The following is a 26,059-nucleotide window of genomic DNA, read 5'->3' on the forward strand; positions in this document are numbered from 1 at the left end:
GCCGGGACCGCCGGGTCCGCCTGACCGCCGTCACCGCCCGGGATCCGGGCCGGCGGCCGGGACCGCGGGCCTCAGCGGGGCACGGACCGCGGGCCGGTGACGTCCGCTCCCAGGGCCGTCACCCTGCGGCGCAGTTCGCGGTCGGCTGTGACGACCAGGACGGGGCGGTCGCCGACGCCGACACCGGCCACCAGGGCGACCATGTGGTCGTCGCCGCTGCCCGGGGCGGACTCCACCCGGACGCCCGGCACCGACTCCACCCCGCGGGCCGCGCCCTCGACGACCAGGATGATCTCCACCGGTCCGGACCGGTCCGGCAGACCGTCCGACGCCAGGCGGTCCCGCAGGCGTTCGGTGGCGCCGCGCCGGTCCCGCCACCAGCCGTCGGGCACCGACCCGACGACGTTCGCGGCGTCGACGATCACGAGCGGGGCGACGGTGTCGTTCATCCCGTCAGGGTCCCACGGAACGGGACGGCACCCACGCGCGAAGGAGGGCCCCCGCCACGGGCGGGGGCCCTCCTCAGGGCCGTACGACGGCGACGGCTACGCCGGAACCGAAGCCACTCCGGGCTCCAGGAACCGCTTGCCGTTCACCCGCTCGGAGACGCCCTCGCGGTCCAGGTACGGCGTGATGCCGCCCAGGTGGAAGGGCCAGCCGGCGCCGGTGATCAGGCACAGGTCGATGTCCTGGGCCTCGGCGACGACACCCTCGTCGAGCATCAGCCCGATCTCCTGCGCCACCGCGTCGAGCACCCGGGCCCGCACCTGCTCCTCGGTGAGGACGGTGTCGCCCTGCTTGAGCAGCGCGGCGACCTCCGGGTCCAGCTCCGGCTTACCGCTGTCGTAGACGTAGAAGCCGCGCTTGCCGGCCTCGACGACCGCCTTGAGGTTCGGCGAGACGGTGAAGCGCTCCGGGAAGGACCGGTTGAGCGTCTCGGAGACGTGCAGGCCGATCGCCGGGCCGACCAGCTCGAGGAGGACCAGCGGGGACATCGGCAGACCGAGCGGCTCGACGGCCTTCTCGGTGGTCCCGACCGGGGTGCCCTCGTCGATGACGTTCTGGACCTCGCCCATGAAGCGGGTCAGGATCCGGTTGACGACGAACGCCGGGGCGTCCTTGACCAGGACCGCGGTCTTCTTCAGCTTCCTGGCGACACCGAACGCCGTGGCCAGCGAGGCGTCGTCGGTCTGCTCGCCGCGGACGATCTCGAGGAGCGGCAGGATCGCGACCGGGTTGAAGAAGTGGAAGCCGACGACCCGCTCGGGGTTCTTCAGCTTCGACGCCATCTCGGACACCGACAGCGAGGAGGTGTTGGTGGCGAGGATCGCGTGCGCCGGGGCGACCGCCTCGACCTCGGCGAACACCTGCTGCTTGACACCCATCTCCTCGAACACGGCCTCAATGATGAAGTCCGCGTCCGCGAAGCCCTCGGCCTTGTCCAGCACACCGGTGACCAGGGCCTTGAGGCGGTTGGCCTTGTCCTGGTTGATGCGGCCCTTGCCGAGCAGCTTGTCGATCTCGGCGTGGACGTAGCCCACACCCTTGTCGATGCGCTCCTGGTCGATGTCGGTCAGCACGACCGGCACCTCGAGGCGGCGCAGGAACAGCAGCGCGAGCTGCGAGGCCATCAGACCGGCGCCGACGACACCGACCTTGGTGACCGGACGGGCCAGGTTCTTGTCCGGGGCACCGGCGGGGCGCTTGGCGCGCTTCTGCACCAGGTTGAACGCGTAGAGACCGGAGCGCAGTTCACCGCCCATGATCAGGTCGGCGAGCGCCTTGTCCTCGGCGTCGTAGCCCTGCTGGAGGTCGCCGTCCTTGGCGGCGGCGATGATGTCCAGCGCCCGGTAGGCGGCCGGGGCGGCGCCGTGCACCTTGGAGTCGGCGATGAACCGGCCCTTGGCGACGGCCTGGTCCCAGGCCTCGCCGCGGTCGATCACCGGGCGCTCGACGGCGATCTCGCCCTTGAGGACGGCCGCCGTCCAGATCAGCGACTGCTCCAGGAAGTCCGCGCCCTCGAAGATCGCGTCCGCGATGCCGAGTTCGTAGACCTGCTTGCCCTTGAGCTGCTTGTTCTGGTTGAGGCTGTTCTCGATGATCACCGAGATGGCCTTCTCGGCGCCGATCAGGTTCGGCAGCAGGGCGCAGCCGCCCCAGCCGGGGACCAGGCCGAGGAAGACCTCGGGCAGGGAGAAGGCGGGGATGGCCGACGACACCGTGCGGTAGGCGCAGTGCAGGCCGACCTCGACGCCGCCACCCATGGCCGCGCCGTTGTAGTACGCGAAGGTCGGGACGGCGAGCTTCGCGAGCCGCTTGAAGACGTCGTGGCCGCCCTTGCCGATGGCGTGGGCGTGGTCCCACTCCTTCAGCTGCTCGACGCCCTTGAGGTCGGCGCCGACGGCGAAGATGAACGGCTTGCCGGTGATGCCGACACCGACGATTGTGCCGTCCGCGGCCTCCTTCTCGACCTGGTCGATGGCGGCGTCCAGGTTCGCCAGCGACTGCGGGCCGAAGGTGGTCGGCTTGGTGTGGTCAAGACCGTTGTCGAGCGTGATCAGCGCGAAGCGACCTGCGCCCAGGGGCAGTTCGAAGTGGCGTACGTGGGCCGTCGTGACGACCTCGTCGGGGAAGAGCGCGGCGGCGCCCTTCAACAGTTCTGCGGTGGTGCTCACTTGTCCCCCTCGAAGTGCGGGTTCTCCCAGATGACCGTCGCGCCCATGCCGAAGCCGACGCACATGGTGGTCAGGCCGTAGCGGACGTGCGGGTGCTCCTCGAACTGGCGGGCCAGCTGCGTCATCAGGCGGACGCCGGAGGAGGCCAGCGGGTGGCCGAAGGCGATGGCGCCGCCGTACTGGTTGACGCGCGCGTCGTCGTCGGCGATGCCGTAGTGCTCCAGGAAGGCCAGCACCTGGACGGCGAAGGCCTCGTTGATCTCGAACAGGCCGATGTCGGAGATGGACAGGCCGGCCTGGGCCAGCGCCTTCTCCGTCGCCGGGATCGGGCCGTAGCCCATGACCTCGGGCTCCACACCCGCGAAGGAGTAGGAGACCAGGCGCATCTTGACCGGCAGCCCGTTCTCGCGGGCGAAGTCCTCGGAGGCGATGAGCGAGGCGGTGGCGCCGTCGTTCAGACCGGCCGCGTTACCGGCGGTGACCCGGCCGTGGACGCGGAACGGCGTCTTGAGCCCGGCCAGGTTCTCCAGGGTGGTGCCGGGGCGCATCGGCTCGTCGGCGGTGACCAGGCCCCAGCCCGTCTCGCCCGCCTCGGCGTTGGTGCGGCGCACCGAGACCGGCACCAGGTCGGCCTGGATCTTGCCGTCGGCGTACGCCTTGGCGGCCTTCTCCTGCGAGCGGACCGCGTACTCGTCGGCGCGCTGCTTGGTGATCGTCGGGTAGCGGTCGTGCAGGTTCTCCGCGGTCATGCCCATGAACAGGGCGGACTCGTCGACCAGTTTCTCCGAGACGAAGCGCGGGTTGGGGTCGACGCCCTCACCCATCGGGTGGCGGCCCATGTGCTCGACACCGCCCGCGATGGCCACGTCGTACGCGCCGAAGGCGACGGAGCCGGCCACGGCGGTCACGGCGGTCAGGGCGCCCGCGCACATGCGGTCGATGGAGTAGCCCGGGACCGAGGTGGGCAGGCCCGCGAGGATGCCGGCGGTGCGGCCGATGGTCAGGCCCTGGTCGCCGATCTGCGTGGTCGCGGCGACCGCGACCTCGTCGATCTTCTTCGGGTCGAGTCCGGGGTTGCGGCGCAGCAGCTCCCGGATCGCCTTCACGACGAGGTCGTCGGCCCGGGTCTCGTGGTAGATGCCCTTCGGGCCCGCCTTGCCGAACGGGGTGCGGACGCCGTCGACGAAGACGACGTCCTTGACGGTACGAGGCACGATGGCTCTCCTCCAGGGTGCGGGATGGCACTGCTGCGTTGCGCTGAGCGCGCGCTCAGAGCCTATGCTACTTGTGGGTAATGTAGCTGCCCAGTCCTCCATCTCCGAGCGGTGAAGGTCACACCCCTGGGGGAGGCGTCGCGCGGCGCGGCACGGACGGTGGCCGGTACGGGCCGGGGCCGGGGCCGGTGCAGGGCACGAACCCGGGTCCCGGTGGTGGAGTATCCCCGCCCGGTGTCCGCGCCACCTCCGCGTACCGGTGAAGCGGCGGGGCGGGGTCGGTCCGGTGGCCGGCGGGCGATGGGCGGCGCGGCCCGGTATCGCGGCGGAACGCGCCCCCGGTCCCTCCCCCGGCTCCATCGGCCACGGGATTTCTAGACCGGTTGACCCAGGAACCCGTAGGCACTCCCGCATCCTTGGCGCAATTGTGACTTTACCGGTTTAGTAGCGGCTGTCAGAGTGCCGAACCAGCCAACTGACTCATGTCGGGTCCCGTGTCCTCGAACGGAGCTGGTCCTCATGAACCGCCGCACTGTGCTCACCGGATCGATCGCCGCCCTCGCCCTCCTGGCCTCCGCCTGCACCGGCACCGGGGGCAGTTCCCAGGGCGCGGACGCCGAGGCGCCCGACGACCCGTCCGAGGCCAAGGGGTCCATCACCGTCCTCACCCACCGGACCGATCTGGTGCAGGACGGCACGATGGAGGCCTACGCCGCCGAGTTCAACAAGACCCACCCCGACGTGAAGGTGGAGTTCGACGCCCTCACCGACTACGAGGGCGAGGTCAAGATCCGGATGAACACGGAGAACTACGGCGACGTCCTCATGATCCCCGCCGTCATCGAGAAGAAGGACTACCCGAAGTTCTTCGCCTCGCTGGGCAGCCGGGCCGAACTGAGCGAGAAGTACCGCTTCACCGACTACTCCACCGTCGACGGAAAGGTCTACGGCCAGAGCCCGATCGGCGTGGTCCCCGGATTCCTCTACAACAAGAAGGTCTGGGAGCAGGCGGGCGTCACCGACTGGCCCACCACCCCCGCCCGGTTCCTCGACGACCTGAAGGCCGTCAAGTCCCGGACCGACGCCGTCCCGTACTACACCAACTTCAAGGACATGTGGCCGCTGACCCAGTGGACCAACGTCAACGGCTCGGTCGGCTGCGACACCGGCGCCACCACGAAACTCGCCGAGGGGGACCCGTGGGCCGACGGCGCCGACCTGCGCGTCGCCGACACCCTGCTCCACGACATCGTGCGCGCCGGCCTCGCCGAGAAGGACCCGACCACCACCAACTGGGAGGCGTCCAAGCCGAAGCTGGCCAAGGGCGAGATCGCCACCATGTGGCTCGGCTCCTGGGCCGTCGTCCAGATGCGGGAGGCCGCGAAGCAGGCCGGCAGCGACCCCGACGACATCGGCTTCATGCCCTTCCCCGCCCAACAGGACGGCGCCTTCTGCGCGGTGACCTCCCCCGACTATCAGCAGGCCGTCAACGTCCACTCCGACCACAAGGCCGCCGCCCGCGCCTGGATCGACTGGTTCACCGACAAGTCCGGTTACGCGAAGGCCAATCTCGCCCTGTCCCCGCTGAAGGACGACCCCCTGCCCGAGATCCTGCGGCCCTACCGGGACGCGGGAGTCGAGCTGATCGACCTCGACGACGCCAAGGGCGCCCAGGTCAAGTCCATCGACAACAGCTCCGAGGTCGGCATCTACAAGCCCGACTACCGCCAGGACCTCGTCGACCTGGCCCGCGGAGCGCGCAAGGGCAGCCTGGACGACTTCCTCGACGGCCTCGGCGCACGCTGGGCCGAGGCGCGTACGTCCCTGGGGTCCTGATGGCGGACACCGCCGAGGCGGCGCGGCCTGTGCCCTCGGCCGCGCCCGCCGGGCCGGCCGCGGCCCCCGCCCCGCGCGGCGCCCGGCTGCGGCGGCGCGTCACCCCCTGGCTGTTCCTGATCGCGCCGCTCGCCCTGCTGCTCACCTTCACCTACGCGCCGCTCGCCAACATGGTCGCCTACAGCTTCACCGACTGGGACGGTGTGAGCCCCGAACTGAGCTGGACGGGCACCGAGAACTACACCGAACTCTTCACCCGGCCCGAACTGTTCGAGGTGTTCTTCGTCAGCGGCTACTACCTCGTCGCCTCCGTGGTGCAGATCGCCGTCGCCCTCTACTTCGCCACGATCCTCAGCTTCGACGTCCGCTTCCGGAACTTCTTCAAGGGCGTGCTGTTCTTCCCCTACCTGATCAACGGGGTGGCGATCGGCTTCGTCTTCCTCTACTTCTTCCAGGACGGCGGCACCCTCGACTCGGTGCTCCGTCTGGTCGGCGTCGACACCGACCACGCCTGGCTGGGCACCCCGTTCTCCGCGAACACCTCGCTGGCCGGCGTGTCCGTCTGGCGCTATCTGGGCCTGAACTTCGTGCTGTTCCTCGGCGCGATCCAGTCCATCCCCGGCGAGCTGTACGAGGCGGCCGAGATCGACGGCGCGACCCGATGGCAGCAGTTCCGGTACATCATCGCGCCCGGCATCAGACCCATTCTGGGCCTGAGCGTGATCCTCTCCGTCTCCGGTTCCCTGTCGGTCTTCGAGATCCCGTACATCATGACCGGCGGCGCCACCGGCACCGAGACCTTCGTCATCCAGACGGTGAAGCTCGCGTTCCAGTTCAACAAGACGGGGCTCGCCTCGGCCGCCGCCGTCGTCCTGCTCCTGATCGTCCTGGCGGTCACCTGGGTGCAGCGCCGCATCGTCCCCGACGACAAGGTGGACCTGGTATGACCCGCCGCACAGTGGCCCGGTCGCTCATGTACCTGACCCTCGTCCTCGCCACGCTGGTCGTCCTGCTGCCGCTCGCCGTGGTTCTCCTGACCTCGCTGAAGACCTCGGAGGAGATGGCGGGCGGCAGCGGAGCGCTTGCCCTGCCCGACGACCCGCTGAACCTCGGCAACTACGTCACCGCGTTCCAGGACGGCCGGATGCTCTCCGCCTTCGGCAACACGGCGGTCATCCTGGTCGTCGCCGTGGGCGGCACCATACTCATCGGTTCGATGACGGCGTACGCGATCGACCGCTTCGCCTTCCGCTTCCGGAAACTGGTCGTCGTCCTGTTCCTGCTCGCCGCGCTCGTCCCCGGAGTGACCACCCAGGTGGCGACCTTCCAGATCGTCAACAGCTTCGGCATGTTCGACAGTCTGTGGGCGCCGATCGCCCTCTACATGGGCACGGACATCGTGTCGATCTACATCTTCCTGCAGTTCATCCGCTCCATCCCCGTCTCCCTCGACGAGGCGGCACGACTGGACGGCGCCAACGCGTTCACGGTCTACCGGAAGGTGATCCTCCCGCTCCTCAAACCGGCGATCGCGACGGTGGTGATCGTGAAGGGGATCAACGTCTACAACGACTTCTACATCCCCTTCCTCTACCTGCCCTCCGAGGATCTTGGCGTGATCTCGACGTCCCTGTTCCGCTTCAAGGGCCCCTTCGGAGCCCACTGGGAAACCATCTCGGCGGGCGCGATCCTGGTCATCCTCCCGACCCTGATCGTCTTCCTGACCCTCCAGCGCTTCATCTACAACGGTTTCATGAGGGGGGCCACGAAGTAGAACAGAGGGCGGCACCGCCGCGGGCGGCCGGACCTGCGGGTCCCACCGCGCTCAGACGCCCTCGGAACCGCCCTCGGAACCGCCGTCGGAACCGCCGTCGGAACCGCCGTCGGAACCGTCCGAGGCCAGCGCGGTGACGAGGACCGGCGTCACCTGCTCCACCTGCCACGGCCGCGCCCCGTACCCCGCCAACGCGGCCGCAACGGACTCCGGGCCGACGGGCTGCGGCGGTTCCCAGCACACCCTCCGTACCGTGTCCGGGGTGATCAGGTTCTCCTGCGGCATGGTCAGTCGCTCGGCCAGCGCGCTCACTCCCGCGCGGGCCGCGGACAGCCGGGCGGCGGCCACCGGGTCCTTGTCCGCCCAGGCGCGCGGCGGCGGGGGTCCGGTCAAGGGCTGTCCGGGCTGCGGCAGCTGCGCCTCGCTCAGCGCCCGCGCCCGGTCCACGGCCGCCTGCCACTGCTCCAGCTGACGCCGCCCCGCCCGCGGCCCGAACCCGTTCAGCGCGGCCATGGCCTGTGCGTCGGCCGGCAGGGCGAGAGCGGCCTCGACGATGGCCGTGTCGGAGAGCACCTTGCCCGGGGAGACGTCCCGGCGCTGCGCGATCCGGTCCCGGGTCTGCCACAGCTCCCGTACGACGGCGATCTGCCGGCGCCGGCGCACCTTGTGCATACCGGAGGTGCGCCGCCAGGGGTCCTTGCGGGGCTCCGGCGGCGGTGCGGACGCGATCGCGTCGAACTCCTGCCACGCCCATTCCAGCTTGCCCTGCCGGTCCAGTTCCTTCTCCAGGGCGTCCCGCAGGTCGACCAGGAGCTCGACGTCGAGGGCGGCGTACCGCAGCCAGGGTTCGGGCAGCGGGCGGGTGGACCAGTCGACGGCGGAGTGGCCCTTCTCCAGGACGAAGCCGAGCACGTTCTCGACCATCGCGCCGAGCCCGACGCGGGGGAAACCGGCGAGGCGGCCGGCCAGCTCGGTATCGAAGAGACGGGTGGGCAGCATCCCTATCTCTCGCAGGCAGGGCAGGTCCTGCGTGGCGGCGTGCAGCACCCACTCGACGCCGGACAGCGCCTCGCCCAGCCCTGACAGGTCGGGGCAGGCGACGGGGTCGATCAGTGCGGACCCGGCGCCCTCACGGCGCAGTTGGACGAGGTAGGCACGCTGGCCGTAACGGTAGCCGGAGGCCCGCTCGGCGTCGACGGCGACGGGGCCGGTGCCCGCGGCGAAGGCGGCGATCACCTCGGCGAGCGCGGCGTCGTCCGTGATCACGGGCGGAACGCCCTCGCGCGGTTCGAGCAAGGGGATCGGCGCCTCCGTAGCAGAAGATCCGTCGTCGTCCGGAGGGGCGCCTCCGGTGGTTCGCAGGGCATTGTCTGCTGCGGTGTCGTGGGCGTCGGTCACCTGTCAAGAGTATCCGTGCCGCGAAGGGGCCCGCCGACGGAACGTTCCGTCGGCGGGCCCCAGGGGGTCGTAAACAAGTCAGGCCGGTGCATGCCCGGCCGAGGAGAAGCGGACCGGAGGGGAGGGGGCGGAGGAGGGGGATGGAGGAGGGGAGGCGGGCGGCACGGCCGCGGAGGTCGGTGCCGCGGAGGTCAGTGGATGATGCCGGTGCGCAGGGCGACCGCGACCATCCCGGCGCGGTCGCCCGTACCGAGCTTGCGGGCGATGCGGGCGAGGTGGCTCTTGACGGTCAGCGCGGACAGGCCCATCGAGACGCCGATGGCCTTGTTCGACTGCCCCTCCGCCACCAGCCGCAGCACCTCGACCTCACGGCCGGACAGTTCGCGGTAGCCGCCCGGGTGGCTCGGGGCACCCGGAGGGCGGCGGTGCAGACGGGCGCCGCCGATGGGGGCGGCACCGGGGCGGGAGGGAAGTCCGAGGTTGGTACGGGTGCCGGTGACGACGTAGCCCTTCACTCCGCCGGCGAGGGCGTTGCGCACGGCGCCGATGTCGTCGGCGGCGGACAGGGCGAGGCCATTGGGCCAGCCTGCGGCCCGGGTCTCCGAGAGGAGGGTGAGGCCGGAACCGTCCGGCAGATGGACGTCGGCGACACAGATGTCGCGGGGGTTGCCGATGCGGGGACGAGCCTCCGCGACGGACGAGGCCTCGATCACGTCGCGTACACCGAGAGCCCACAGATGGCGGGTGACGGTGGAGCGGACGCGGGGGTCGGCCACGACCACCATGGCGGTCGGCTTGTTCGGGCGGTAGGCGACCAGGCTTGCGGGCTGCTCGAGGAGAACGGACACCAGGCCTCCTGGGGTGGCGGCGGGACGGGGCCGGCTCGTGGGGGCGGAGCCGGGCTCAACCGTGCTTTCAAGGTCACAGTCGTCTTCGGCAACAAACGCGGTCTCCTTTAGAGAATGATCACGATCCAGTGAGTAACAATCCGTGCAATTCGGACACGCGGTCGATCATTCGAAGATCGAACGGTTTCGGTCTGCATCGCAACGCTTCCGGAAGTGGCCGTATCGACAAAGAGATCCCCAAAAAGGTCGCCAAAGAGATCTTGAGGGGATTGGCAAGGGGGCAACCGAGGAGATCGACAAAGAGACCGGTCGCGAGTGCTCCGGTGACCGACCCGGCTACAGCCCGGCGAACAGCCCGACGACCAGCCCGGAAACGGCAGAAGACCGGCCCGAAGACCGGTCTGGGGGAGCGCCGGGAGCCCCACGAGGGGATCGACCCGGCAACGGCTGCAGGTTCAGTGCCCGCGGTGGGCTCAGTGCCCGCGGTGGGCTCAGCGCCCGCCGTGGACCCAGCGGTGCGGTGGGCTCAGCGTGACTGCGGCCCCCTGCGCTGCGGCAGCGTCACCACCGACGCGTCCCCCGGAGCGGCCGGCGGCAGCCCGGCGACCTGCGCCAGCAGATCGCACCACGACATCAGATGCGTGGCCGCGTCCGGCACCCCGCCCATGCCCTCTTCCGGCGTCCACGAGGCACGGATCTCGATCTGCGAGGCGGCAGGACGCTCGGACAGCCCGCCGAAGTAGTGCGAACTGGCCCGCGTGACCGTGCCGCTCGGCTCGCCGTACGTCAGGCCGTGTGCCGCGAGCGCACCGGTCAGCCAGGACCAGCACACCTCCGGAAGCAGCGGATCCGCCGCCATTTCCGGCTCCAGTTCCGCGCGCACCAGCGTCACCAGCCGGAAGGTGCCCCGCCAGGCGTCGTGCCCGGCCGGGTCGTGCAGCAACACCAGTCGGCCGTCGGCCAGGTCCTGGTCGCCGTCCACGACCGCCGCCTCCAGCGCGTACGCGTACGGGGCGAGCCGTTTGGGCGCCGGAGTGGTCTCCACTTCGATCTGCGGTCGGAGCCGCGCGCCCCGCAACGCTTCGACGGCGGTCCGGAAGGGCGAGGGGGGCGCCGTGTCCCCGAGCCCGAGATCCGCATCGGTGTCCTTCGCTTCGTCCATTCCGCCCGTGCCGTCCGACAGTCGTCCCTGAGCCGCAGCCATGCGGGGAAGGTTAAGCGGAAGCGGGCCCCGGCGCGGGGAAGGACACCCGGGGCGGGTAACGGTGTCCGGATCGTGTCACACCGGCGTGGCGCGGGGCACGATGCCCGGCGTGGCGCGGACGCGGCGCACGGTGTGGCGCGGGGCACGGTGCCCGGGTGGCCTGCGGTGCGGGACGTCCGGCGGACCATGCGAGACTGGCCGGGTGAGTGCCAATGTCAGCCCGCGGGGCAAGCAGCCGACCCAGACGTACGACAGTGCCTTCCTCAAGGCGTGCCGGCGTGAGCCGGTGCCGCACACTCCGGTGTGGTTCATGCGGCAGGCGGGCCGCTCATTGCCGGAGTACCGCAAGGTGCGCGAGGGCATCGCGATGCTCGACTCCTGCATGCGCCCCGACCTCGTCGCCGAGATCACCCTCCAGCCGGTGCGCCGGCACGATGTCGACGCGGCGATCTACTTCAGCGACATCGTCGTGCCCCTCAAGGCCATCGGTATCGACCTCGACATCAAGCCCGGTATCGGCCCCGTCGTCGAGGAGCCCTTCCGCACCCGCGCCGACCTGGCCCGGCTGCGCGACCTCACCCCGGAGGACGTCTCCTACGTCACCGAGGCGTACGGCCTGCTGACCGCCGAGCTGGGCGCCACCCCGCTGATCGGCTTCGCGGGCGCCCCGTTCACCCTCGCCAGCTATCTCGTCGAGGGCGGCCCGTCCCGCACGTACGAGAACGCCAAGGCGATGATGTACGGCGACCCGGAGCTCTGGGCCGACCTCCTCGACCGCCTCGCGGACATCACTGCCGCGTTCCTCACCGTGCAGATCGAGGCCGGCGCCTCCGCGGTCCAGCTGTTCGACTCCTGGGCCGGCGCGCTCGCCCCGGCCGACTACCGGCGCTCGGTGCTGCCCGCCTCGGCCAAGGTCCTCGACGCGGTGTCCGGCTACGGCATCCCCCGTATCCACTTCGGCGTCGGCACCGGCGAACTCCTCGGCCTGATGGGCGAGGCCGGCGCGGACGTCGTCGGCGTCGACTGGCGCGTCCCGCTGGACGAGGCCGTCCGCCGGGTCGGCCCCGGCAAGGCGCTCCAGGGCAACCTCGACCCGACCGTGCTGTTCGCCGGCACGGAGGCGGTGCAGGCGAAGACCCGCGAGGTGCTGGCCGCGGCCGAGGGCCTCGAGGGCCACATCTTCAACCTCGGCCACGGCGTCATGCCGAACACCGACGCCGACGCGCTGACCCGCCTCGTCGACCACGTTCACACCGCCACCGCCCGCTGACCACGCGGGGCGCTCACCACGGGTGCCGGGGCCGTGCCCGCCTGCCGGACAGCAGGCCGGGCGGCTCCGGCGGCGGGGGAGTACCGGGGCGCAGCGGCCAGGCGATCAGCATGCCGGCCACGAAGCCCACGACATGCGCCACATACGCCACCGTCCCGGCGTCGGTGACGCCCGTCCCGGACGAGTACACCACCTGCAGCACGAACCACATGCCGAGCACGATCCAGGCCGGCAGCCGCAGCAGCAGGAAGATCAGGAACGGCACCAGTACCCAGACGCGCGCCCTCGGATACAGCACCAGATAAGCGCCCAGCACCCCCGCGATCGCCCCGGACGCGCCGATCAGCGCGGTGCCCGAGCCCGCGTTCACCAGCGCGTAGCCGTACGAGGCCACATAGCCGCAGACGGCGTAGAACAGCGCGAGGCGCAGGTGCCCCATGCGGTCCTCGATGTTGTTGCCGAAGATCCGGAGGGTGGACATTACCGCAGGTCAGATGTGTGCTGGGTGGACCCCAGGTCAGCAAGTAGTCAGCATGTGGCGTGCCGGAGGTCTCCGCCTTGCTGACCGCGGGACGTGACAGCAGGGCCGGCCTTCGCTGGTTCGCCCGCCCCTTCGGAAGATCTCGCTCCTCGGCTCGTCAGCTCGCTCGCGGCATGGGTTCCTTCTTCAAGACCTGCTCCTGTGCCAAGCCCAGCCGCTGTCCGCACTTCTACACCATCCGTTTCCGTGATGCCCGTGGCAAACAGTCGGAGGAAGGCGGGTCCCGAAACCAAGACGCGGCGATCGACAGGCTGAGCCTTTTCCATCTTGATCAGCTGGCGAGTTCGAGGGTGACGACAGTTTGGACGATGGCGGTGATCCGAGTGGTGCTGCAGCGGAGTTTCCGCAGAAGCCGCCAAGACTTGAGGATCGCCATGGCGCGTTCGCCCAGGTTGCGGATGGTGGCGTGGTCCCGGTTGTGACGCCGGCGCCGGCCGCGCAGGTGCTTGCCCCGGAACGGGACGCGGATGGCGGAGTTCGCACCCTGATACGCCTTGTCTGCCCAGCACTTGATGTCGTCGGCGGCCAGAGCGGCAGGGATCTTGTGGGTCCGGGCCGCGGTCAGGTCGTGCGTGGCTCCCGGCAGTGCGTCCGACGCCCGGATCAGGCGTCCGGCTGGATCGGCGATGACTTGCACGTTCATCCCGTGATGCTTCTTCTTCCCCGAGCAGTACGGCCGGTCGGCGGCGATGCGGTCGATCGGCAGGAGCGTGCCGTCGAGAATCACATATGCCTTCTTCCGCACGGTCTGCATGGCCTGCTCGAGCGTGGGCGCGAGGGCGGCCAGGAGGTCGACGGCCTCGCGTATGCAGCGGTGGACCGTGGCGATCCCGACGCGGAATCCCGCCGCGAGGCGGGCGTTGGGGGCACCCCCGGCCGGAGGCTGGGGGAGTGTCACCGCAGCGCAGGTGGGCCAGGACCGGCAGGGCCTGCCGGCCGCAGGTCAGGCGGCGCCACCGGGAACCGATGCGGCGGCGGTGACCTGCGAGAAGACCGGAGAGGTGCTGCAGGGTGCGGCTGGACAGATCGATGCAATGGGGTCTCCCCTGCTCGAGAGAAGCCGAGAGCTTGGGGAAGGGTGGACAAGCACGAGAGCTCCTGGCGGACTGGTGATCTTGGTCGTGAACCCGTCTACCAGGAGCTTTCTTCATGCCCGCCACCAGGGCGCCGATCCAACCACCCGCCAGGTTGGAAGAGGCTCACTGGGCGGCGGCTTCATCCGCGATGTCCTCATCGACTCGCTGCCCCCTGCCACTCTCCTGGACCGGCGCTATTACACGCTTGCCGCCATCGGCGGGGTGATCGCTTTCGCTCTCAGCAAGTACCTGCGTCGGATCGAGGCAGCTATCACCATGCTCGACACGATCGGGTTGAGCGCTTTCGCGGTGATCGGAGCGAGCGAGGCACTGGAATCCGGGCTGGGCGTTGCGCCCGCGGCCCTGCTGGGAGTGGTCACCGCAGTGGGCGGGGGCACGATCCGCGACATGCTCGTCCGTCAGGTTCCGTCGGTGCTGAGCAGTGGCCTGTATGCCATCCCCGCCCTGGTGGGCGCCACGGTAACCGTCACCGCTATCCAGCTGGGTGTTTACGGTCTGCCGGCCGCGCTGGGCGCCGCATCGGCCTGTTTCCTGATCCGCACGCTCGGCCTCCACTTCAGTATTGACGCACCCGAACCACCTGAGACCAGGAGGCGCAGGTAGGTACGCGGGGCCGGGACATGGGCCGAACCCGACCGGCTCACCCGTTCGGGTCGGTCCCACGGCACGAGCCCTTCGTGCTCCACACGTCCCGTGGGGCGGGCCGTGATGCGAGTCGGCACCCCGCTGCTGTCCGTCACGCTTCGTGTTCGCCCGGGTCGCCGGGCGTGGGACCATGGGTAGGCTCGGCCTATGGGCACTACGTCCGCGATGCCGGCTTCGCCGATCCCGTTCCGGGAGGGTTGTCGCGGTGCGTTGCCTGGACCTCGCCACGTTTTCTTGTGTGTGCCGTTGGGCGCCGCATCCCGCGCGGCCGGCCTGGACCTGTTCGGGTTCCTGGTGCTCGGCATCACCTCCGGCCCGAGCGGCAGCACGATCAGGGATGTGCTCCGCCAGGCACACCAGTCGCGCTGCCACTGTCGCTGTGACGGTCGCCGGAGTCACGGTGGTCTGCTCGTACGTCGTGCCGGGGGCGGTGTCGGCCTGGGCATCGTTCCGAGGCCGGGTTTCCGGGCGTACCGCCGCGCACTACGGCTGGAATCCTCCCAGTGGCTCCACCGGCAGTCCCGGTCCAACGCGGCCTCGGCAGTGCGGCGCCGCATCGATCCCGCGGCCCGAAACGGGGAGGAAGAGCAGCCCCGCCCACGCAAGGAGCCTCGATGACCGATCCTGCCCAAACCGTGCTGGCCGACCTCGACTCCATCCGTTCCGACCTGGAGGACTTCTACCAGGACCTGCACCGGCACCCCGAACTCGGACTGAGGGAACACCGCACGGCGAAGAAGGCGGCGGACGCGCTGCGGGACTTCGGCTATGACGTCACCGAAGGCATCGGCGGCACGGGCGTGATCGGGGTCCTTGCGAACGGGGACGGCCCCACCGTCATGGCCCGGGCGGACATGGACGCCCTCCCCGTGCGTGAACGGACCGGTCTGCCCTACGCCTCCACCGCGACCGTGACCGGCCCGGACGGCAGCGAACAGCCCGTCATGCACGCCTGCGGACACGACGTGCACGTGACCTGCCTGCTCGGCTGCGCGCGGCTGCTGGCCCAGCACCGGGACGCCTGGCGGGGTACCTTCGTGGCGCTCTTCCAGCCCTCGGAGGAGAACGGCGAGGGCGCCGAGGCCATGATCGCCGACGGTCTCACCTCCAGGTCGCCCCGGCCCGACGTGGTGCTCGCCCAGCACGTACTGCCCTATCCGGCCGGCTACGTCGGCACCCGCGCCGGCTCGTTCCTGTCGGCCGCGGACAGCCTGCGCATCACCGTGCACGGACGCGGGGCGCACGGCTCCATGCCCCAGGCGGCGGTCGACCCGGTGGTGATGGCCGCGATGATCGTCGTGCGCCTGCAGACCATCGTCTCCCGGGAACTGGCCGCCACCACGCCCGCCGTGCTCACCGTGGGCAGCATCCACGCCGGCTCCGGCCCCAACGTCATCCCCGACCGGGCCGTCATCGAACTCAACGTGCGCACCTACGACGACGCCACCCGCACCCACGTCCTGGACGCGATCGAGCGGATCGTCAAAGCCGAGTGCGAGGCGTCCCGCTCGCCGAAGGCACCCGAGATCGAGCGGATCGCCTCCTTCCCGCCCACCGTCAACGACGAGGAGCCGACCCGGCGCGTCGCGGAGGCGTTCGCCGCGTACTTCCGCGACGACGCGCACACCGTCGACCTGCAGACCGCCAGCGAGGACATGAGCGAGATCCCCGCGGCGTTCGAGGTGCCGTTCACGTACTGGGCGATCGGCGGCATCGATCCGGAGCGCTACGCCGAGGCCGCCAAGAAGGGGACCGTCTTCCAGGACATCCCGGTCAACCACAGCGCCACATTCGCCCCTGTCATCCAGCCGACCCTGGACACCGGCGTCAGCGCCGTGGCGGTGGCCGCCCTCTCCTGGCTCGGCAGCTGAGACAAGTCCGGCATCGCCTCGCCGGTCGCTCGGTCGTGGCCCGGCGACCGCTCCGGCCAGGGCGGCAGCAGCGGCTCGATCAACCCCCACAACTCATCGTCCACGATCCACGGTCGAGCACCCACACCCTCACGAACGGCCGAATCGTCACACTGGTAACGCCCCACCAGGACATCTCAACAAGATCGTGTCACGAGCTCTTATGCAAAATCTTTCAGGTTTTCCTTGGGTTGCCTGACTCGGCCTACTTTGACGGAGTCCCCCATATCCCCTGCGGGGACGCCTCACAGGCGTGAAAATGGGCCGTGGTGGCCGCCCGTCGACGTCGCTCCCTCTTTGGGACAGTGAGCCCGGGACAGAGTCTGGCGCCGGGGCCGGCCGGAGGGGCCGCGCACTGTCGCCTTCGAGCACGCCGTTCAGATTCTCGTTTCCCCTCACGGCCCTGCGGGTGGCTGCGGCCCGGCGGGTCCGTGTGAGGGAGGGGACGTGGGTGGACGAGTCCGGGGCGGTCGACCAGACAGCGGAACTGGTGGAGCGAGTCGCCGCGATCGATGTGGCCAAGGCATCCGGGATGCTGTGCCTGCGTCTGCCGCACGAAAGGATCGAGGACGTCGCACCCTGACCATCCCCTCGTAGCGTAGAGCCCGTGATTGCAGGGGAAGTTGGGGCTCATGGGGTCCAAGAAGAAGCCGCCGTACGATGCCGAGTTCCGTGAGGGTGCCGTACGCATCGTGATCGAGACGGGGAAGCCGGTCGGTGATGTCGCCGAGGAGCTCGGCATCAACCCGGGCACCCTGCACAGCTGGGTCTCGCGGTGGCGCCGTAACGGGACGACGTCGTCGGACCGGCCCGCGTCGGCCGCGTCGGGCGGGCGTGTGCGGGAGGCCGAGCGCGAGGAGCTGGAGCGGCTGCGCCGGGAGATGAGCGAGAAGAACAAGCGCATCCGGGAGCTGGAGATGGAGCGTGATGTCTTCAAGCGATGCATGGCCCTCTGGGTGAAGTGACCGAGAACGATCCGGAGGCGCTGGTCGCCTTCATCGGTAACCAGAGGGTCGAGCACGGCGTCCCGCACCGGGTGGCCTGCCGGGTGGTCGGGGTGAGCGAGGCATGGTTCTACAAGTGGCGGCGCCGTCCGGACGAGCCGACGAAGCGCGAGGTCAGACGCGCGGAACTGGAGGACAGGATCGTGCATTTCTTCCGGGAGTCCGGTGAGACCTACGGATCGCCTAGGATCACCCAGGACCTGTGGGCGGAGAACAACCTCTCCCCGGCACGAATCACAAGATCATCCCACGCCGGTCAGCCAGCATGACAATGCTATTTTTCGACAGCTCCCTGGCCCGTCAGGCGGATGCCTGTCCGCTGATTTCCGCCAGCAGCTCCAGCGACCTCAGCCAGGCCTTCCTGTCGATGGCCGAGGACACGATGATCAGCTCGTCCGCCTGGGCGAGCCCGGTGAAGCGGTCCAGGTAATCCTTGACCTCGGCGGGGTTGCCGACGGCGGTGTACTGGAGCATTTGCAGGACCTGCTGTCCGGCGGGGGTCTCGAGGATCATGTCCGCCTCCTCCGGCGTGAACGTCCGGTCGCCTCGGCCGAGCATCTGGGTCACGCGGTGGCGCTTCGTGGCGTGCAAATGCTCCTGGGCGTCTTCCGTCGTGTCCGCCGCGATGACATTGACGCCGGCGATGACGTACGGCTTGTCCAGTTGCGCCGACGGCTGGAATTCGCGCCGGTAGAGGGCGACGGCGTCCCGCAGCGCGTTCGGGGCGAAGTGGGAGGCGAAGGAGTACGGAAGCCCGAGTGCGGCGGCGAGCTTCGCGCCGAACAGGGAAGAACCGAGAATGTACAGCGGCACGTTGGTGCCCTTGCCCGGTGTGGCGTCGACACCTGAGATGCGGGACTCGCCTGCCAGGTAGCCCTGCAGCTCCAGCACATCCTGCGGGAAGGTGTCCGCCGACCTGGGGTCGCGGCGCAGCGCACGCATCGTCTGCTGGTCGCTGCCCGGTGCCCGGCCCAGGCCCAGGTCGATGCGGCCGGGGTGCAGCGTCGCCAGGGTTCCGAATTGTTCGGCGATCGGCAGCGGTGCGTGATTGGGCAGCATGATGCCGCCGGCGCCGAGGCGGATGGTCCGCGTATGCGCGGCGATGTGCGCGATGAGCACGCTGGTCGCCGAGGAGGCGATGGTCGGCATGTTGTGGTGTTCCGCGTACCAGATCCGCCGGTAGCCCCATTCCTCGGCGTGCTGGGCCATGGTCACGCTGGCCTGGAAGCTGTCGGCGGCGGTTTCGCCCTCGCCGATCTGCGCCAGGTCGAGGATGGAGAGTGGGACAGTCACGGGTAGCAGACCTCTCGGAAAGAAAGACACCGGTACGTGGAGCGGGCACGCCGAATGCCGACCGTGCTCGTATCCGGGAACACTGACGAAGCCCGTGATATTTCGGCGCCACTGACGTTTTCTCGGCGTTGATCACTTCCAGATTCCGTTGAGGGTGAGGGCGGCGCGGGCGATGTCGCCGATCCGGCTGGGGCTGATGGTGATGTGCTGCAGCGTGCGCCAGCGCTGCTTGAGTTCGGCTGCGGCGCGTTCGCCGAGGGCTCGGATGCCTCGGATCAGGCTGTTGGTGGTTCGTGTGCCGGCGTCCAGGGCCTGTTCTGGCTGGCCCTTGGGGCGGCGGACCGGGAGGAGGATGCCGATGCCGACGCCGGTGTGGCCCTTGTCGGCCAGGATGGGCAGGCCGTCGGCCGCCGCCTTGTACAGCGCGGGCAGGGCGTGGAGGCGGGTGGCGGTGCTGTCGGGGACGCTGCCGGGTTCGACGTCGGAGACCCACCGCGGGGTGCCGTCCGGGGCGGCCAGGAACTGCACGTTGCCGCCGAATGCCTTGTGTTTTTGGCTGAACCGCCAGTCGTTGCCGTTGTCCTGGACACCACACCAAGCGGCACTGCTAATGACTCTTGCAGAAGTGAGTGGGTCAACCATCAGCCGCAGCGGCCTGTATCAGGAAATCGCAGCACTCGAGAGCGGCCGAGCATTGAACGGCACTGGCTGCTTGCCCACTACCTCGCGGACAGCATCGCCCGCCTGACACACGGCAGCCCTTGGCCGGGATGCCTACCGTCCGCTGTCTTTCGAAGGCCCCAAGTTGCTCACTGTATTCGACCAGGGCTGCCCTTGGAAGTGGTCGTTGCGTTCTGCGCGGATCACGGGGGCCAGGGTTCTTGAGCGGGCCGCGCCGATGCCGAGGCGATTGCGGAGGGTCTCCACAGGGCTGCGGCTCGATTCCCGCCCCTCACACACAAGCCGTCCGGCACGGCCCACGGCACGCTCCCACGACCCAAGGCGCACTCCCCCTGGCCCCGGCAACCGACATCCCCCAGTTGTGCCCACCCCATGGATACGGGTCAGGGGCCCGCAGCGAGAGCTGCTGGGCCCCTGACCCGTAGTGGGCTCCGCCCCCGACCTCGGGGAATTACGCCGCCAGGCTGCGCTCAGCGTTCTGCAGGGTCTTGGCGGGGCCCTCGGCGAGGTAGCGCTCGATCGAGTCGTCGAGTTCTTCGAGCCACGGTGTGTGGTGCTCGGTGGCCAGGGTTCCCGTCATGACCGAGCGGTAGGCACGGTCGCGGTAGCCCATGATGTCGGCCTTCTTGTCGCGCTTCCACGCGAGGAAGATCTCGACGACCCGGTCGAGGTCGAACTCGGGGTAGTCCGTCTGCCGCAGCAGATCACGCACGTAGTCGGCCTGGAAGCGGACCTCTTCGGCGTCCGAGGAAAGCTTCTCGAAACGTTCCCGCCACTCGGCGATGGAGGCGGAGCGTTCGGTCTCCGACGGCAGCTCGGCGCGGCCCAGGATGAGGTCGCGTACGTACCAGGCCTGCGCGTCGAACATGTTGAAGGTGAACCACTGGTCCTGCGCGCCGAGGTAGGCCAGACGCGGGTTGTCCTGCCACACGACACCGCGGTAAAGGCCGTCCGGGTACACGTTGTTCGGGGAGGCCAGCGCGAGCTCGTCGGGCAGGAACGGGTACTTGTGCAGGTAGCCGGTGCACAGGATGACGGCGTCGATGTGCTTCGAGGTGTCGTCGGCGAAGTGGACCGTGTTGCCCTCGATGCGCTTGATGACGGGGCGTTCCTCGAAGCCCTCGGGCCAGTCGTAGCCCATCGGCGCGGAACGATAGCTCGCCGTCACCGAGCGTGCGCCCATCTTGAACGCCTGGCTGCCGATGTCCTCGGCCGAGTAGCTGGAGCCGACGACGAGGACGTCCTGCCCCTTGAGGGCTTCCGCGCCGCGGAAGTCGTGCGCGTGGGCGATGTGCCCGGGGAAGGTCTCGATGCCAGGGAAGTGCGGCACGTTGGGGAAGGCGAAGTGGCCGCTGGCGACGACCACATGGTCGAACTCCTCGGTCGTCGATTCTCCGGTGGGGAGATTCTCGACCGTGAGCGTGAAGACCTCACGCTCGGCGTCGTATTCCGTCCAGCGCACGACGGTCTGGAAACGGATGAAATCGCGCACGTTCGTCTTCTTCAGCCGGGCGGCGATGTAGTCCCACAGAACCGGGCGCGGCGGGTATGAGGAGACGGCGCGACCGAAGTGCTCGTCGAAGGTGTAATCAGCGAACTCCAGCGCTTCCTTCGGCGCATTCGACCACAGATTGCGGTACATGCTCGAGTGCACGGGCTCGCCGTACTCGTCGAGTCCGGTGCGCCAGGTGAAGTTCCACTGGCCACCCCAGTCAGCCTGTTTATCAAAACAGACAATCTCGGGGATGTCCGCCCCTGCGCGCGCTGCGGTCTCAAAGGCCCGCAGCTGAGCCATGCCCGAGGGGCCGGCACCGACAATCGCTACTCTTTTTCTGTTCGTCACGTATGTCCCTTTATTTTCGCCATGTGGCCCCGTACTCACCCTCACGGGCAGGGCGGAGCCGTCCGGTCGCCAGAGTCCGCACGTATCGACCGGTCCAGAGAGGCGGATTTCTTTTGACCGTAGCAGGATTGGCTCAGTTGCGCTAATTTGCTGTCGCAATCAACGGCGTCAACCCGTCGGAGGTGCGGGCCGCGATAGCCGGTCCGGCCGTGCGGCTACAGGTCGGCATCAAGCCCCACTCTCGGCGGATGAACTGCAACTTTGTCACCTCGCCGAGTGTGACGGGGTCGTCCGCCGGGCTGGCCGCGAAGGTCGTCGCCCTGCGTGCCTTCACCCTTTGAACTTCACATCGGCAACGCAGCGGAAAGGGTGGATGGCGCCCTGGCGGAAATGTGCCCGACCGTAGCTCCTTCCCGGTCTGCGCAATCTCATTCCTCCGAGATGCAGAAGGAAGCGGATCCGTAATCTGGTTCTCCGTCTTGTCCGAGTGAAGGAGGATTTTCCACCATCGGTCTGAGCCGGCCAGATAAAGGCAGAGGGCGGCTTGGACGAGGCTGGTGATCCGGGTGGTCGAGCACCGGAGCTTGCGGAGGAGCCGCCAGGACTTGAGGGTGGCCATGGCCTGCTCGACGAGTGCGCGGATCTTCGCGTGGGACCGGTTCATCGCCTGCTGACCGGTGGGCAGGGTCTACCGCCGTCACCAACACGGGGTGCGGACCGTGCCGCCGGCACTCCGGTGGCCCTTGTCGGCCCAGCACGTGCTCGATCGGCGTGCCGTCGAGGATCACATAGGTCGTGCCCCGCGGCAGCGGCGTTCCAGGACCTCATACAGGTCGGTGCCTGGTCGGCTCGTGCCTGTGACTGTCGGTACGTCAGTGCAGCTTTTGCTGTTCCAGCCATCTGAAGACCTCGGACCTCTTGTACTGGCCCGGCTGATTCAGCGGAATTGACCGAACTGACGCCCCGATAGCAGAAAGGTGCCACTGACCTGCAAGGATGCGAGTGTCTACGTCGTATCCGGCACGAGAGTCAGGGCACCTTTCTGGTGAGCGAGCGTACAGGGTGGGACCGTCGGCTGCGTGTGCGGGCCGACGGCAAGGGGCTGGTCGGGCATGCCGGGGCTGTGCTGCTGCGCCGATGCGCGGACCGGGTCGGGCTGACCGGGGCTCTGGCCGACGTGCTGCCGGTTGGCCTCGGGCATGGCTGGCGTGATCGCGCCACGGTGGTGGTGCAGCTCGCTGTGGCGATCGTGTTGGGGGCGTCGAATCTGAGCGAGGCCGAGCAACTCGGCCTGCACCAGCGGTCCGTGTTCGGACCAACGGCCTCGGACTCCACCGCCCGGCGCACCCTTGCCGCCCTGGACGAGGCGGCCCTGAAACTGATCGCGAAGGCGCGGCGCCAGGTCCGTCGGCATGTCTGGTCGCTGCTGGCCCTGCGTCCCGGCGGGTTTCCCTGGCTGACGGTCGCGGGCCGGCATCTGCAGGGCTGGGTCGTCATCGACATGGACGCCACGATCATCACCGCCGCGTCCAAGAAGGAGCGGGCAGCACCCACGTTCAAGGGCACGTTCGGCTTTCACCCGCTCGCGGCCTGGTGCGCGAACACCGACGAGTGCCTGGCCATGGAACTGCGTCCCGGCAACGCCGGCGCGAACACGGTCGCCGATCATCTGCGTGTCCTCCACGCGGCGTTGGCCCAAATCCCACGCTCCTCCAGCGCGAAGCTCCTCGTCCGCGTTGACGGAGCCGGGGCCACCCACGGCCTGCTGGACCACCTGGTCGCCCTCAACACGAAGCGGCGCACGGTCCGCTTCAGTGTCGGCTGGAAGATCACCGAGGACGACGAGAAGGCCATCGCGAAGCTGCCCGAGACGGCGTGGGAGACCTCACTGAAGCAGGACGGCTCACTCCAGGAGGGCTACTTCCTGGCCGAGTTGACGGACCTGAACACCCGGACCGGCTGGCCGAGCGGCACCCGGCTGATCGTCCGCCGGGTCAGGCCCTCGGGCCGGCAGGTGGCCAAGCTGACCGACTTCGAGAAGAAGACCGGCTGGCGTTACTCGATCACCGCCACGAACATCGGCCGGATGTGGGGCATCGCCGGTTCCCATCAGCCGCAGTTCCTCGACGCCCTGCACCGCGACCACGCCGAGGTCGAAGACCGCGTGCGTACGAACAAGGCCCTCGGCCTGCATAATCTCCCCTCGAAGTCGTTCGCTGTGAATCAGGGGTGGATGCTGGCCGCGAATCTCGCCGCCGACCTGGACGCCTGGGTCCGCCTGCTCGGTCTGCACGACATCGCCGACCTGGCCGATGCCGAGCCGGACACCATGCGTTTCCGGCTCTACCACCTGCCCGCCCGCCTCGCGAAACACGCCCGCCGCCGCTACCTGCGGATCGAGCGGTCCTGGCCCTGGGCCGAGGCATTCACCACCTGCTGGCAACGGCTGACCGAACTTCCGGCCGTCACTTGACGAACCGGCCTCACCCCGACGATCACCAGGAAGGAGAAGGAGCCACCACCTCCGGGCCCGTGGAACCCGGCGCACCCCGCGGTGTCACGCGACGGCCCGTCCTCCAGCCGGGGAGGATATTCCGGGCGAACCGCCGGACCGGTCAGCGACCAAACCCCGCTGACGAATCGAGGCCAACCGAACGAATCAGTCAAAACGACCTTGCTCCTGCGGCTTGACGTCTATAGGAGCATCGGCCGGCCTGAGAATACGAATATCACTCATGCAAAGTCATTTAGGTTTTCCCTGCGCTGCCCGGCTCCTGGCGGGTGGCCCTACCAGTCCCGTCGGGTCTGCCGTCCGAAGCGGATGCCGCCCGGTTCGGGCGGTGGGGGAGTGCCCGGCTTGAGGGGCCAGGCGAGCAGCATGCCCGTGACGAAGCCGACCACGTGGGCCACGTACGCCACCGCTCCGGCGCTGGTGACGCCACCGCCTGACGAGTACACCGCCTGCAGGACGAACCACAGGCCCAGCACGATCCAAGCCGGCAACCGCAGCGGCAGGAAGATCAGGAAGGGGACGAGGACCCAGACGCGCGCCCTCGGGTAGAGCACCAGGTAGGCGCCCAGGACGCCGGCGATGGCGCCCGAGGCGCCGATCAGGGGAGTGGTGGCGTCGGTGTTCGTGAGAGCGAATCCGTATGCGGCCGCGTAGCCGCAGACGAGGTAGAACAGCGCGAAGCGCACGTGCCCCATCCGGTCCTCGACGTTGTTGCCGAAGATCTGAAAAGTGGGCATCAGTGCAGGTCATATGCATGATTGCTGAGCCCTGGGTCAGCAAGTGGCCAGCAAGCGGCGAGCGGGAGGCCCCGCCTTGCCGACCGAGGGGAGCGTCAGCAGGACCAGGTTCGCCGGTCCACTCGTCCCCGGAAGGTGTCGCTCCTTGGCTCGTCAGCCCGCCTGCGGCATGGGCCCCTTCTTCAAGCCCAGTCGTGGCCCGCACGCCTGCACCATCCGGTTTCGCGACGCTCGGGCAAAGCAGTGAGAGGAAACCGGGTATCGGACTCAGGACGCGGCGGTCGAAAGGCTGACGGAGCTGTACGCCGACCGGAAAAAGACGTCTCCCTCGGTGGCGGAGGCGGCCTGGTGGTAGCGGCCTCAGCGAGGGGTCTCGCCACCTTCGCCGAAGGTGGCGAGACCCCTCGCATGGAGCCTGATACAGCAGCGCACAGCGTGGACGTGCGCCGCCGGTCAGGCGAGGGCGGTGCCCGTCTCTTCGCCCAGCGTGTGCAGGAGACGGTCCTGGAAGTTCTCGTCGAGCACCGAGGCGTGCGGCTGTTGACGTTGCTGGTGGTACCAGTAGCCGCCGCTGGTCAGTGCCTGCGGGTCATCGCTGGAGGCCAGCCACGCCTGCGTCCGGTGACCGAGCTCGAGATCGTCCGGCGCGCCGGGGCCGCCCATCTTGGTGGGCACCCAGCCCGGGTCCACGGCATTGCTCAGTACTCCGGGGCGCAGGCGGGCCACCGCGGCTGCGAGCGTGGTGAGGAACAGCTTGCTGTCGGCGTACGAGCCGGGCTTGTCACCTTGCCAGTCGATGCAGTTGAGGAAGATCCGCCCCTGGTAGTGCGAGCCGCTGCTCAGGTAGACCAGCCGACGCGGCCCGCGCAGCAGGGCCGTGAGCAGGTACGGGGCGATGATGTTGACCGGCATGACCGCAGGCCCGCTCCATACGCCGGCATTGTGGATCACGGCATCGAGCGGTGCGGCCTCGTTGAGTTCGGCGGCGATGCGCCGCACCACGTCACGATCCGCGAAATCGCCCAGGACCAGGCCCGCCCCGCGGTCGACCAGTCCCTGCATGCCGGCCGCGCGCTCCTCATTGCGGGCGTGCACCACGACTTCGTGGCCGGCGGACAGCAGTGCGTCTGCCGCGGCCCGCCCCAGCCCGTCGGCAGAGCCCGTCACCAGGATCCGACTCACGATCGCACCGCTCTCAGCTCGTCGTGGGCTGCTGCGCGGGCGACGGCTTCCAGGACGGCCGGAGAGCCGCCAGCGAGGCTGCCCCGCTCCAGCTTCGCGTAGTACTCCACGCTCATGTCAGCCAGCGCGGCGACCTCGCTTCTGCGCAGTCCCGGCACGCGGCACCGGGACCCGCCCGGCAGCCCGGCCCGCTCCGGGGTGATCCTGGCTCGCCGCGAGGTCAGGAACTCGCGGACCTCATCGCGGTTGTCCATGTCTCGACCGTACGGGCCGAGTGCTGCCGGAGCGATGTACTGCCGGTACATCCCTCATCCGTGACTCGCTGTACGTGTGGAAGAGCGGTTGCCCGGAAGTGGCAGGGCACACTCGGGTGCCCTGGCCGACTTCACGCGGGC

General features: G+C 69.2%; 21 protein-coding genes and 5 pseudogenes. 11 read left to right on the top strand and 15 right to left on the bottom strand.

Translation table 11 applies throughout. From position 1 onward, the window contains the following. Positions 1-71: 71 nt before the first annotated feature. The 3 genes from ACFYQA_RS14950 to ACFYQA_RS14960 form a co-directional block, all read right to left on the bottom strand. Entirely contained in the window at positions 72-449 is a 378-nt protein-coding gene (locus ACFYQA_RS14950; RefSeq protein WP_388916740.1) for an NTP pyrophosphohydrolase, read from the bottom strand. Between the two features lie 96 nt (positions 450-545). Continuing rightward, on the bottom strand, positions 546-2,675 hold the full coding sequence (locus ACFYQA_RS14955) for a 3-hydroxyacyl-CoA dehydrogenase NAD-binding domain-containing protein (RefSeq protein WP_388916742.1): 2,130 nt from the start codon (positions 2,673-2,675) through the stop codon (positions 546-548). Beyond that, positions 2,672-3,889, bottom strand: a complete 1,218-nt coding sequence (locus ACFYQA_RS14960; protein WP_388916744.1) for a thiolase family protein — start codon at positions 3,887-3,889, stop codon at positions 2,672-2,674. The genes ACFYQA_RS14955 and ACFYQA_RS14960 overlap by 4 nt, the downstream gene beginning before the upstream one ends. A 519-nt stretch (positions 3,890-4,408) precedes the next feature. Here ACFYQA_RS14960 and ACFYQA_RS14965 point away from each other — a divergent pair. Genes ACFYQA_RS14965 through ACFYQA_RS14975 form a run of 3 tightly spaced genes read left to right on the top strand, consistent with a single transcriptional unit; the run spans position 4,409 to position 7,499 of the window. Next, positions 4,409-5,725: an ABC transporter substrate-binding protein gene (locus ACFYQA_RS14965; RefSeq protein ID WP_388916747.1), complete on the top strand. Its 1,317-nt coding sequence runs from the start codon at positions 4,409-4,411 to the stop codon at positions 5,723-5,725. Further along, on the top strand, positions 5,725-6,672 hold the full coding sequence (locus ACFYQA_RS14970) for a carbohydrate ABC transporter permease (RefSeq protein WP_388916750.1): 948 nt from the start codon (positions 5,725-5,727) through the stop codon (positions 6,670-6,672). The genes ACFYQA_RS14965 and ACFYQA_RS14970 overlap by 1 nt, the downstream gene beginning before the upstream one ends. Beyond that, positions 6,669-7,499, top strand: coding sequence for a carbohydrate ABC transporter permease (locus tag ACFYQA_RS14975; RefSeq protein WP_388916753.1), 831 nt, complete (start codon positions 6,669-6,671; stop codon positions 7,497-7,499). The genes ACFYQA_RS14970 and ACFYQA_RS14975 overlap by 4 nt, the downstream gene beginning before the upstream one ends. A gap of 51 nt (positions 7,500-7,550) precedes the next feature. Here the strand turns inward: ACFYQA_RS14975 and ACFYQA_RS14980 are convergent, their stop codons facing one another. The 3 genes from ACFYQA_RS14980 to ACFYQA_RS14990 all read right to left on the bottom strand — a co-directional run bounded on the left by ACFYQA_RS14980 (position 7,551) and on the right by ACFYQA_RS14990 (position 10,949). Beyond that, entirely contained in the window at positions 7,551-8,897 is a 1,347-nt protein-coding gene (locus ACFYQA_RS14980) for an HRDC domain-containing protein (RefSeq protein WP_388916755.1), read from the bottom strand. A gap of 191 nt (positions 8,898-9,088) precedes the next feature. Continuing rightward, positions 9,089-9,745 carry a response regulator transcription factor gene (locus ACFYQA_RS14985; RefSeq protein WP_042164084.1) on the bottom strand — a complete coding sequence of 219 codons (657 nt, stop codon included), beginning with the start codon at positions 9,743-9,745 and terminating at the stop codon, positions 9,089-9,091. Between the two features lie 526 nt (positions 9,746-10,271). Then, positions 10,272-10,949, bottom strand: a complete 678-nt coding sequence (locus ACFYQA_RS14990) for a DUF3000 domain-containing protein (RefSeq protein ID WP_388916758.1) — start codon at positions 10,947-10,949, stop codon at positions 10,272-10,274. Positions 10,950-11,151: 202 nt separating this feature from the next. Here ACFYQA_RS14990 and hemE point away from each other — a divergent pair, with 202 nt between their 5' ends. Then, entirely contained in the window at positions 11,152-12,219 is a 1,068-nt protein-coding gene (gene hemE, locus ACFYQA_RS14995; RefSeq protein WP_388916761.1) for a uroporphyrinogen decarboxylase, read from the top strand. 13 nt (positions 12,220-12,232) lie between these two features. On the opposite strand, the pseudogene ACFYQA_RS15000 reads toward hemE, so the two are convergent. Continuing rightward, positions 12,233-12,700, bottom strand: a pseudogene (locus ACFYQA_RS15000) (rhomboid family intramembrane serine protease); the annotation flags it as partial. A gap of 331 nt (positions 12,701-13,031) precedes the next feature. Continuing rightward, a pseudogene (locus ACFYQA_RS15005) lies at positions 13,032-13,791 on the bottom strand (transposase family protein). Positions 13,792-13,869: 78 nt separating this feature from the next. Between ACFYQA_RS15005 and ACFYQA_RS15010 the strand changes: the two are divergent. From ACFYQA_RS15010 to ACFYQA_RS15035, 6 genes are all read left to right on the top strand, one after another. Further along, entirely contained in the window at positions 13,870-14,460 is a 591-nt protein-coding gene (locus ACFYQA_RS15010; protein ID WP_388916764.1) for a trimeric intracellular cation channel family protein, read from the top strand. A gap of 207 nt (positions 14,461-14,667) precedes the next feature. Continuing rightward, a complete protein-coding gene (locus tag ACFYQA_RS15015; RefSeq protein ID WP_388916863.1) occupies positions 14,668-15,120 on the top strand; it encodes a TRIC cation channel family protein in 453 nt (150 codons plus the stop codon). Next, positions 15,117-16,373, top strand: a complete 1,257-nt coding sequence (locus ACFYQA_RS15020) for a M20 family metallopeptidase (protein WP_388916767.1) — start codon at positions 15,117-15,119, stop codon at positions 16,371-16,373. Before ACFYQA_RS15015 ends, ACFYQA_RS15020 begins: the two co-directional genes overlap by 4 nt. 490 nt (positions 16,374-16,863) lie before the next feature. Further along, entirely contained in the window at positions 16,864-16,995 is a 132-nt protein-coding gene (locus ACFYQA_RS15025; RefSeq protein ID WP_388916770.1) for a hypothetical protein, read from the top strand. A gap of 49 nt (positions 16,996-17,044) precedes the next feature. Beyond that, complete coding sequence (locus ACFYQA_RS15030; protein WP_388916772.1) at positions 17,045-17,377, top strand: transposase; 333 nt, start codon at positions 17,045-17,047, stop codon at positions 17,375-17,377. After that, entirely contained in the window at positions 17,374-17,685 is a 312-nt protein-coding gene (locus tag ACFYQA_RS15035; protein ID WP_388916775.1) for a hypothetical protein, read from the top strand. Before ACFYQA_RS15030 ends, ACFYQA_RS15035 begins: the two co-directional genes overlap by 4 nt. Before the next feature lie 31 nt (positions 17,686-17,716). Here the strand turns inward: ACFYQA_RS15035 and ACFYQA_RS15040 are convergent, their stop codons facing one another. The 4 genes and pseudogenes from ACFYQA_RS15040 to ACFYQA_RS15055 form a co-directional block, all read right to left on the bottom strand. Next, on the bottom strand, positions 17,717-18,709 hold the full coding sequence (locus ACFYQA_RS15040; RefSeq protein WP_388916778.1) for an LLM class flavin-dependent oxidoreductase: 993 nt from the start codon (positions 18,707-18,709) through the stop codon (positions 17,717-17,719). 132 nt (positions 18,710-18,841) lie between these two features. Beyond that, the gene (locus tag ACFYQA_RS15045; RefSeq protein WP_388916781.1) at positions 18,842-19,351 is read right to left on the bottom strand and encodes a transposase family protein; all 510 of its coding nucleotides are present in this window, start codon (positions 19,349-19,351) and stop codon (positions 18,842-18,844) included. 490 nt (positions 19,352-19,841) lie between these two features. Beyond that, positions 19,842-21,278 carry an NAD(P)-binding domain-containing protein gene (locus ACFYQA_RS15050; RefSeq protein WP_388916784.1) on the bottom strand — a complete coding sequence of 479 codons (1,437 nt, stop codon included), beginning with the start codon at positions 21,276-21,278 and terminating at the stop codon, positions 19,842-19,844. Positions 21,279-21,744: 466 nt separating this feature from the next. Beyond that, positions 21,745-21,993, bottom strand: a pseudogene (locus ACFYQA_RS15055) (transposase family protein); the annotation flags it as partial. A 285-nt stretch (positions 21,994-22,278) separates the two neighbouring features. On the opposite strand from ACFYQA_RS15055, the gene ACFYQA_RS15060 reads away from it, so the two are divergent. Beyond that, the gene (locus ACFYQA_RS15060) at positions 22,279-23,706 is read left to right on the top strand and encodes an IS1380 family transposase (protein ID WP_388916787.1); all 1,428 of its coding nucleotides are present in this window, start codon (positions 22,279-22,281) and stop codon (positions 23,704-23,706) included. 314 nt (positions 23,707-24,020) lie between these two features. On the opposite strand, the pseudogene ACFYQA_RS15065 reads toward ACFYQA_RS15060, so the two are convergent. The 3 genes and pseudogenes from ACFYQA_RS15065 to ACFYQA_RS15075 form a co-directional block, all read right to left on the bottom strand. Next, positions 24,021-24,467 (bottom strand): annotated as a pseudogene (locus tag ACFYQA_RS15065) (rhomboid family intramembrane serine protease); the annotation flags it as partial. Positions 24,468-24,935: 468 nt separating this feature from the next. Beyond that, positions 24,936-25,664, bottom strand: coding sequence for an SDR family NAD(P)-dependent oxidoreductase (locus tag ACFYQA_RS15070; RefSeq protein ID WP_388916789.1), 729 nt, complete (start codon positions 25,662-25,664; stop codon positions 24,936-24,938). A gap of 17 nt (positions 25,665-25,681) precedes the next feature. Next, a pseudogene (locus ACFYQA_RS15075) lies at positions 25,682-25,918 on the bottom strand (transcriptional regulator); the annotation flags it as partial. Positions 25,919-26,059 lie beyond the last annotated feature (141 nt).

This window comes from Streptomyces sp. NPDC005774 (assembly GCF_042871645.1).
GTDB lineage: Bacteria > Actinomycetota > Actinomycetes > Streptomycetales > Streptomycetaceae > Streptomyces > Streptomyces pratens.